Origin of the sequence: Streptomyces odonnellii (assembly GCF_000981895.1) — a bacterium.
GTDB classification, from domain to species: Bacteria; Actinomycetota; Actinomycetes; order Streptomycetales; family Streptomycetaceae; genus Streptomyces; species Streptomyces odonnellii.
The window spans coordinates 1-8,984 of the sequence record NZ_LATD01000424.1 but is presented as its reverse complement, the minus strand read 5'-3'; the positions used below and the strand labels follow the sequence as shown (position 1 = coordinate 8,984).

Annotated in this window: 8 protein-coding genes; 4 read left to right on the top strand and 4 right to left on the bottom strand. The window is 70.6% G+C overall.

Annotated elements, in window-relative coordinates; all coding sequences use genetic code 11:
• Nucleotides 1-76 precede the first annotated feature (76 nt).
• From WH07_RS31735 to WH07_RS31720, 4 genes are all read right to left on the bottom strand, one after another.
• Nucleotides 77-1,459, bottom strand: a complete 1,383-nt coding sequence (locus WH07_RS31735; RefSeq protein WP_232789131.1) for a glycoside hydrolase 5 family protein — start codon at nt 1,457-1,459, stop codon at nt 77-79.
• A gap of 37 nt (nt 1,460-1,496) precedes the next feature.
• The gene (locus WH07_RS31730; RefSeq protein ID WP_046507820.1) at nt 1,497-2,375 is read right to left on the bottom strand and encodes a carbohydrate ABC transporter permease; all 879 of its coding nucleotides are present in this window, start codon (nt 2,373-2,375) and stop codon (nt 1,497-1,499) included.
• A 68-nt stretch (nt 2,376-2,443) separates the two neighbouring features.
• Nucleotides 2,444-3,436 carry a carbohydrate ABC transporter permease gene (locus WH07_RS31725; protein WP_408645975.1) on the bottom strand — a complete coding sequence of 331 codons (993 nt, stop codon included), beginning with the start codon at nt 3,434-3,436 and terminating at the stop codon, nt 2,444-2,446.
• A 10-nt stretch (nt 3,437-3,446) separates the two neighbouring features.
• Nucleotides 3,447-4,745, bottom strand: a complete 1,299-nt coding sequence (locus WH07_RS31720; protein ID WP_046507815.1) for an ABC transporter substrate-binding protein — start codon at nt 4,743-4,745, stop codon at nt 3,447-3,449.
• Nucleotides 4,746-5,140: 395 nt separating this feature from the next.
• On the opposite strand from WH07_RS31720, the gene WH07_RS31715 reads away from it, so the two are divergent.
• The 4 genes from WH07_RS31715 (at nt 5,141) to WH07_RS31700 (ending at nt 8,943) form a co-directional block, all read left to right on the top strand.
• The gene (locus WH07_RS31715; RefSeq protein ID WP_046507813.1) at nt 5,141-6,181 is read left to right on the top strand and encodes a LacI family DNA-binding transcriptional regulator; all 1,041 of its coding nucleotides are present in this window, start codon (nt 5,141-5,143) and stop codon (nt 6,179-6,181) included.
• Between the two features lie 32 nt (nt 6,182-6,213).
• Nucleotides 6,214-6,939, top strand: coding sequence for a FadR/GntR family transcriptional regulator (locus WH07_RS31710; protein ID WP_046507811.1), 726 nt, complete (start codon nt 6,214-6,216; stop codon nt 6,937-6,939).
• On the top strand, nt 6,936-7,709 hold the full coding sequence (locus tag WH07_RS31705) for a creatininase family protein (protein WP_046507809.1): 774 nt from the start codon (nt 6,936-6,938) through the stop codon (nt 7,707-7,709). Before WH07_RS31710 ends, WH07_RS31705 begins: the two co-directional genes overlap by 4 nt.
• A 271-nt stretch (nt 7,710-7,980) precedes the next feature.
• A complete protein-coding gene (locus WH07_RS31700; protein WP_046507806.1) occupies nt 7,981-8,943 on the top strand; it encodes an alpha/beta hydrolase family esterase in 963 nt (320 codons plus the stop codon).
• The last annotated feature ends 41 nt before the right edge of the window (nt 8,944-8,984 follow it).

Here is an 8,984-nt window from a genome sequence, read left to right as displayed (position 1 = left end):
CAGGCTGGGTCTGGTGAGGCTTCGGTCCGGTGGTTCCGGGGGCGGTGCTCCGGGCGGGCTGCGGTGGCGCGCGGGGTCAGCCGACCTCGTCCGGGCGGACGACCTCGGTGATACCGCGCCCCGCCAGATGCTCCTTGTCCTCGGCCCGGCCCGCAAGAACCGCAGTCGGACGGACCCCCTCCTCGGTGAGCCGGGCGAAGGCCTCGAAGAACGCTCCGCCGGGGCCGCAGGTCGCCCGGGTGGGCGCGCTCCCACCGTCCGCGGTGCTCCCGCCCGTACCGCCTGTGCCGCCCGTACCGTCGCCGACGTCCACGACGAGCGCGGTGGTACGGAGCGCCGGCGCGTACTCCCGGCCGCGCCACTCCGCGACGGTCCGCGCGAGGGACTCCCCGGCCGGCTTGACCCGCCGGTCGTTGGTGAGCAGCCCGAGGGTGTACTCCAGCTCGGGGAAGTCGGCGAGCGAACGCGACACGTCGTGCGAGCACCACCAGGTGATGCCCCAGACATCGGCGCAGTCCAGCGCGTTGGCCACGGTCGCCTCGGTGAACGCGGCCGCGTGCTCGGCCGGGATCACCGGCGCCGGGGCGCCGACCTCCTGGAGCCAGACCGGCCGGTGCGGTTCGAGCGCCCAGGCCTTGGACAGCTCGATCATGTACGCGGCGTGGTGCTCGGTGGCGGTGCCGGTACGCCCGTACCGCTGGGCGGTGCCGTTGAACACCCAGGAGTGCACGGCGGTGACGGCCCCGATCCTGGCCGAGTGCGCCGGGGTGAAGGGATGCCCGTCCTGGTACCAGGCGGCGTCGTACTCGGCGTGCAGATGGAGCCTGCCGGGCGCCCCCTCCTCGCACGCCGCCAGCAGCCGCCCGAGCCAGCCGGCCGCCTGCTCCGGGGTGATGGGGTCGGGATCGGGGTGCGGTGGCCCGGAGAACTGGTTGATCTCGTTGCCGACCGTCATCCCGATGAAGTTGGACCGGTCTGCGAGCGCGGCGGCGAGCGTCCGCAGATACTCGGCCTGCGCGGAGACGACATCGTTGTCGGTGAAGATGTTCCTCCGGTGCCAGGTCCCGGTCCAGGCGGGCAGGAAGTCGAAGCTCGACAAGTGCCCCTGGAGTCCGTCGACATTGACGTCCAGTCCGCGTTCGGCCGCGAGGTCGGCGAGCTGGACGAGCTGGTCCACGGCCCGTGGTCGGATCAGGGTCCGGTTGGGCTGGAAGAGCGGCCAGAGCGGGAAGACCCGGATGTGGTCGAGGCCGAGGCCCGCGATGGAGTCGAGGTCGGCCCGTACGGCATCGGGATCGAAGTCGAGCCAGTGGTGGAACCAGCCCTGGCTGGGCGTGTAGTTGACACCGAAGCGCGGTGCGGGCGCGGGCGCGGGCCCGGCTGCGGGTACCGGCTCCGGTGCGGGTGCCGGTTCGCGTCCGGGTGCCGGTTCGGGTGCGGGTGGTGCGGAAGTGCTCATACTGGCAACGTTGTCCTGATTCGGGTCGCGGTACTCGTCAGCCCTTGACTGCACCTTCGCCGACACCGCGGAAGAAGTACCGCTGGAGGCAGGCGAAGAGGATGATCAGCGGGAGTACGGCGATGACCGTACCGGCCGCGACCAGCCGCTCGTCGGTGGCGAACGTGCCGTGCAGATAGTTCAGTCCGACGGTCAGGGTGTAGTTCTCCGGGTCGCTGAGGACGATCAGCGGCCAGAGGAAGTCGTCCCAGGCGCCCATGAACGCGAAGATCGCGACCACCGCGAGGGTGCCCTTGACCGAGGGCATGGCGATCATGAGGAACCGCTGCCAGACATTGGCGCCGTCGACATAGGCCGCTTCCTCCACCTCGTCCGGCAGGCTGAGAAAGGCGTTGCGCATCAGCAGGACGTTCATCGCGCCGATGGATCCGGGCAGCAGCACCCCGAGCAGGCTGTTGTTGAGACCGAGGTCCCGCATGGTGGTGAACTGCGCGATGATGATGCCCTCGACGGGCACGAGCATGGCGAGGATGAAGGCCAGCGTCGCGGCCCGGCGCCCCCGGTAGCGCATCCTGGCCAGCGCGTAGCCGGCCAGCGCGGCGCCCACGCAGTTGGTGACCACACTGGCCAGGGCGACCTTGAGCGAGTTGTACGCGTAGTCCCAGACCGGGATGGTGTCGGCGACCCGGCCGTAGTTGTCCAGGGTCGGATCGCTCGGGAAGAACGTCGGCGGGGAGCTGAAGATGTCCTCCTGCGGGCCCTTCAGCGAGGTGGAGAGCTGCCAGAGGAACGGCCCGACCGTCAGCGCCAGTACGGCGAGCAGCAGGACGTAGCGCACCACGAGCTGCCAGGGGGCGATCCGCCGCCCGTCGGCGTCGGTGAGGACGCGCGCGGTGGTACGCGCCGTCCCGGACACGGCCGTCGCGGACGCGGCGGATGTGGGCGCGGTCGATGTGGGGCGCGTCGATGTGGGGGGCGGGAAGGTCACGCGTCCTCCTTGCGGTCGGCGCGGAGCACCAGCAGCATCAGCGCGACCGTGACGACGAACACCACGACGGAGATGGCGGAGGCATAGCCAACCCGGCCGGTCAGTCCCGTACCGACGCGCTGGACGAGCATCACCAGGGTGGTGTCCTCGCCTGCGGGTCCGCCGGTGGGTCCCGCCATCAGATAGACCTCGGAGAACACCTTGAAGGCGGCGACCGAGGACAGCGCCCCGACCAGGACCATGGTGGAGCGGACCGCCGGTACGGTGACGGTGAAGAAGCGGCGTACGGCACCCGCCCCGTCCACCGCCGCGGCCTCGTGCAGCTCGCGCGGTACGTCGGCCAGCGCGGCCAGATAAATGATCATGTAGTAGCCGAGGCCCTTCCAGACCGTCACGGCCATGGCGCTGAACAGCAGCAACCACTGGTCGCTCAGGAAGCCGATCTTCCCGATCCCCACGGTCTCCAGCAGGGAGTTGACCAGCCCCCGGTCGTCCAGCATCCACACCCAGATCAGCCCGACCACCACGATCGAGGCGACGACGGGGGTGTAGAAGGCGGAGCGGAAGAAGGCGATGCCGGGGATGTTCCGCCGGACGAGCAGGGCCAGCAGCAGCGGCAGGACGACCAGCGCCGGGACGACACAGACGACGTACAGGGTGCTGTTGCGCAGACCGGTCCAGAACATCTCGTCGTGGACCAGCTCACGGAAGTTGGCGAGCCCCACATAGTCGCCCGCGACCAGGACCCGCCGGTCGGTGAACGAGTTCACCACGGTGCTGAGGAACGGAAGGAGGCTGAACGCGCCGACGACGAGCAGGCCGGGCGCGGCGAACAGCCAGGGGCTGAAGGGGAGTTGGCGGCTGATCCGGCGGCCCTGCCCGCTGCCGGGCCCGCGGCGGGGCCCACGGCCGGAGCCGGGGCTCCGGGGCGCGAGTCCCGCCGCGGCGGGGTCCGGGGGATATGCCCTGGATGCGATGGTGCTTTTCACAGTCTCCGGCTCAGCTCTGCTTCAGCAGCTTGTCGCAGGCCTCGACCGCGCGGTCGAGCGCCTCCTGGGGGCTGACCTTGCCCTGGAGCGCCTTGGCCACCTGGTTGCGCAGCTCGGTCTTCATCTGCTCGCTGAACAGGACCGGGGTGTAATTGACCGCGTTCTTCAGGGACTTGGCGGCGGCGATCCGAACGCGTGTCTCGTCGGTGCCGTCCTCCTTGGTGAAGTACGGGTCGTCGAGGGAGCCCTGGGTGCTGGGGAAGATGGCGACTTCCTTGGCGAACGACATCTGGCGGGTGGCGTCGGTCACGAAGTGGGCGAAGGCCACGGCGGCGGGCTTCTGCTGGCTGTTGGCGTTGACCATCACGCCCATCACATACATGTTGACCTTGCCGGTGCTGGTGACCTGGTCCGTGATCCCGATGTTCTTGTAGAGCGTCGGGGCCTGCTTCTTGAAGTTCTCCAGGTCGAGCGCGCTGCCCGGGTTCATGGCCACGGACTCGGTGAGAAACTTGCTGCCCGTGGACTCGGGGGTCGCGGTGAGCGCCTGCGGGTCGAGCGCCTTGGCGTCGAAAAGCTCCTTGTACCGGGTGAGCATCTCGACGCCCTTGGCGTCGTTGAACGCGAAGCCGGTGCCCTCCTTGTTCACGAGCTGGACGCCGTAGCGGCCGAAGTCCTCGATGGTGGGCACCTGGCCGAGGGTGGCGACCCTGCCGTCGGTCCTCCTGGCCATCTCCAGTCCGGCGTCGAAGACCTCGTCGTAGGTGGTCGGGGGCTTCTCGGGGTCGAGCCCGGCCTCCTCGAAGAGCCGCTTGTTGTAGAACATCGGGCCGGTGTTGAGGTACCAGGGGAAGCCGTACGTCCCCTCCACCCCCGGTATCTGCTGGCTCTTCCAGGCGTCCGGCAGATACTCCTTGCGGAACGCGGCCGCGGTCCTGTCCTTGTCCAGGTCCAGCGCGAGCCCGGCCTTCGTCAGGGGGGCGAGCTGGTCGGGGGAGACGTTGACGACATCGGGCAGGGTGCCGGCGGCGGCGTCCGCGCTGAGCTTGTCGGCGTAGCCCTCGGCCGGCCGGTCCACCCATCTGACCTTGGTGTCGGGGTACTTCTTCTCGAAGTCCTTGATGACTCCGTTGAAGTACTCCTTGAAGTTCGCCTGGAGGTTCCAGGTCTGGAAGGAGATCTGGCCCTTGACGGGGCCTGAGGCGTCGGAGGACTCCTCGGTGCCGGTGTCCCCACCGCCACAGGCGCTCAGCGGCAGTACGGCGGCGAGAACAGTGGCCATGGCGACTGCTCTGCGGGAGATGCGCACGGTGAACGGCTCCTTTGCTCGGATCAGACGTGCGGACGGGGTCCGGGAGCCCGGAACGACGGGCCCGGCTCCGTTTTCCCCGCAGACCCTGCAATGAGCCCGGGGGAAAGTCAACACATTCGTCCGTCAAAAGCGGACTCCCCAATATCAGGGCAGGTCAGAGCAGTTGGGGGAGCTTCCTTGTGGGAAAAAACTAATGCGCTTTAGGATGAAAGGACTCAAGCGCATTAGTCCAGGGTCCACATGGCTCGTCCGGTACGGCCGGAAGGTACGGGAAAAGGAGCACCGGAGTGGCGGAGAACCGGCCATCGGCCAGAGACACTCCGAGGGACGCTCCGGGCGGCACTCCGCGGGACGCCCCGGCGGCCAGGCGCACTCCGGCCCGCCGCCCGACCATGAAGGACATCGCGCAGCGCGCCGGGGTCTCGGAGAGCGCCGTCTCCTTCGCGCTCAACGGCCGTCCGGGAGTCTCCGAGGTGACCCGCGAGCGGGTGCGCCGGGTGGCCGAGCAGTTGGGCTGGCGGCCCAGCACCGCCGCCCGGGCGCTGTCCGGCGAGGGGTCGGCCACGGTCGGTCTCGTCCTGGCCAGACCCGCCGCCACCCTCGGCGTCGACTCGTTCTTTCTCCAGCTCATCTCCGGCATCCAGGAGATCCTCTCAGAACGCCAACTCGGCCTGCTCCTCCAGGTGGTGGAAGACGTGGAGGCCGAGTGCGCGGTCTACCGGCGCTGGTGGGCGGAACACCGGGTGGACGGTGTCCTGGTGGCGGATCCGAGGACCGAGGACCCCCGGCCCGGTCTGCTGGACGAACTGGGCCTGCCCGGTGTGGTGATCGGCGCGCTGCCCGACGGCGACACGGGGCCGCACTCGCTCCTCTCGCAGGTACGGGCCGACGACGCGGGCGCGATGGCCTCGATCGTCGGCCGGCTGTACGAACTGGGCCACCGGCGGATCGTCCATATCGCGGGCCTTCCCTCGCTCGCGCACACCGAGCGGCGCATCCGCTCGCTGCGGATCGAGGCCGAGCGGCGCGGTCTGGCCGAGGTGCGCTCGCTGACGACGGACTACTCCGACACCGAGGGCGCGGAGGTGACGCGCCGGGTCCTGGAGGAGACCGGTGCGCCGACCGCGCTCGTCTACGACAACGACGTGATGGCCGCGGCCGGCGCCGCGACGGCGGCGGGGCTCGGCCTCTCCGTGCCGGGCGATGTCTCGGTGGTCTCCTGGGAGGACTCGGCGCTGTGCCGGCTGGTACGGCCCTGGCTCACCGCGCTCTCCCGCGACGCGGTCGGGTTCGGCCGGATCGCGGCGGGTGAACTGGCCGCGCTGCTCGACGGGGGCGGCGCCCGGACCGTACACGTACCGCTCCCGGCGCTGATCGAGCGGGAGAGTACCGCTCCGGCATTGGCCGGAAATCATTCACGGCACGACCATTGACACCCCAAGAGATCAAGTGATCTATTCACTTCATGAGTCGCAGTGAACTGTCGCTGTCCGAGCATCTCGCGGACAGCATCGTCGAGATCATCCGCACCGAACGGCTGGTTCCGGGCGACGCCTTGGCGTCGTCCCGTGATCTGGCCCGCCGGTTCGACGTCACCACGCCCACGGTCCGCGAGGCCCTGCGCAGACTAGAGGCCACGGGTGTGGTGGAGTTCCGGCACGGCTCGGGCACCTATGTCGGACCGGGCAGTGAGCGGAGGCTGCTCGCCAACCCCCATCTCCCGCGCGGGAGCCGGGAGTCGGTGCTCGAACTCGTCGAGGCGCGGCTGGTCCTGGAGCCCGCGGTCGCTGCGGCGGCGGCCCGTACGAGGGTGCCCGAGGCGGTCTCGGAGCTGGAGGCGGCGTCCGCCAACGCGCTGCATCCGCCGCGCGAGTCGCTGCGGCAGTCGGTCCACTTCCATGTGGCGCTGGCCGCCGCCAGCGGCAACGCGCTGCTGAGGGAGGCCGTCGAGGCGCTGCTCCAGGTCAGGGCGCGGGAACAGGTGGAGATCCGGCACCGCTACAACGACCGCGCGCGGGACCACGCGGAGCATGTGGAGATCTACGAGGCGGTACGGGACGGGGACGCCGAGGCGGCCGAGCGGCTGACCCGGGAACATCTCGGGTTCATCCGCGAGGCGGTCCTCACGGCCGACTTCCCGGACGTCGAGGACGCGGATCCCGACGGCTCGGCGACGGGCACGGACCGATGAGCGCCCGGCCGCCGCTGCGGCTGGCCGAGATGACGACCGAGGAGGCGGCCGAGGCCGTCACCGCGAGCCCCGTGGTCATCATCCCGGCCGGTGCGTTCGAACAGCACGGCCCCGGAATGCCGCTGGCCACGGACACCATCCGGGCCGAGGCGGTCGCCGACCGGGTGGCCGCCGCGCTGGACGGGCGCGCGGTCATCGGCCCGCATCTGCCGGTCGGTGTCTCCCCGCACCATCTCGCCTTCGCGGGCACGGTCACACTCACCACCACGACCCTGGCCGCGGTGATCCGTGAGTACGTCGAGAGCCTCCACCGGCACGGCTGGCGGAAGGTGCTCGTGGTGACCGGCCACGGCGGCAACAACGCCACCCTGGCCACGGTGGCGCAGGACCTGCTCACCACCCACCCCGGACTCCAGTTCGCCTGGACCCCCGTGACCGCGCTCGCCGCCGATGTCGTCGCCGGCATGGGCGTCAGCGAAGTGCACGGACACAGCGGCGAGGCGGAGACCGCGCAGATGCTCCATCTCGCCCCCGGGCTGGTGCGCACCGGCCGGCTCACCGCCGGTACGACCGCCACCGCCCAACTCGATCCGCTCTCCCGGCTCTCGCGCCACGGCAGCCACCCCGCGCTCGCCGTGCGCTACGACCGGCTCAGTGACAACGGCATCCTCGGTGACCCGCGCCGGGCGACCGCCGAGGACGGACAGGCGGTCGTCGACGCCGTCGTGGTCCGTGTGGTCGCCTTCGTCAAGGAGTGGCTGGACGCCTGACAACGGCTCCGCCGCCACTCCCCCGCGTACGGCACCGCGCCCCGCCCCTGTGCACGTAAGGGCTCTCCCCCAAGGCCTTTCGTGAGGGCGCGCGTGGTGCCGTAGGCAGAACCTGCCCGTACGACACCCGCACCGCGCGCAGCACGCGCACCGCACCTCTTTCATCGCGCCCGAGCCGCGCGCGATCCCGCCCCCCCCCTGTGTGGGGCACCCCTGCCCGAAAAAACCAGTCGGCCGTCCGCCTTGAGGCGTACGGCAGAAGGAGCCTGCCATGAACTCCCTCCAGCGTATGGCGACCGCCGTCGTGAGCCTCGCCCTGTGCGTCGGGGCGACCGCCGTACCGGCGTCCGCAGCCGCGCAGCAGTCGAAGCCCGCCAAGAAGACCGCGTGCCGCCTGCCCGCCCCGCAGCAGCCAGGCACCAGCGCCCGGGGCACCATCAGCAGCGGCGGCCGCGACCGTACGTATCAGCTCCATCTCCCGGACGGTTACACGGAGAAGCGCGACTGGCCGGTCGTCCTCGCCTTCCACGGCCGTGGCAACACCGGTGCGGGCACCGAGGAGTTCTCCAAGCTCTCCACGCTCCCGGCCGTCGTCGTCTACCCGGACGGGGTCATCGGTACCGGGGACGGCGACCGGCAGGCCTGGCAGGGCGCGCCGTACGCGGCGGCCGGGGTGGACGACGTCCGGTTCACCGAGGACCTCCTCGACCGGATCGAAGCCACGCTCTGTGTCGACGAGCGGCGGGTGTACGCCACGGGCAAGTCCAACGGGGCGGGCTTCGTGAGCACCTTGCTCGCCTGCCGCGCCGCCGACCGGATCGCCGCCATCGCGCCGGTGGCCGCCGCGCTCTACCCGACCGGCGAGGAGTGCCGGCCGTCACGCCCCATACCGCTCATCGACTTCCACGGCACCGGTGACGTCACCATCCCGTACGCCGGGGACGCCGACCGCGGACTGCCGGCGATCCGGGACTGGGTGGCAGGCTGGGCCGCCCGCAACGGCTGTGACGACCGCGCGCGGGACCGGGTGACCGAGCCGGACATCACCGTCTCGCGCTGGAAGGACTGCGACCGGGGCGCCGAGGTCCAGCATGTCGCGGTCACCGACGGCGGGCACACCTGGCCGGGCGCCGACAGCTACAGCGGCGGCGGCTACACCACCCAGACCATCGAGGCGCACGAGGTCATGTGGCGGTTCCTGAGCCGGTTCCGTACCCCCGCGTCCCACCGCTGAGCCCTGACAAGTCCCGCTGAACCACCCCCCGTCCCCGCCGC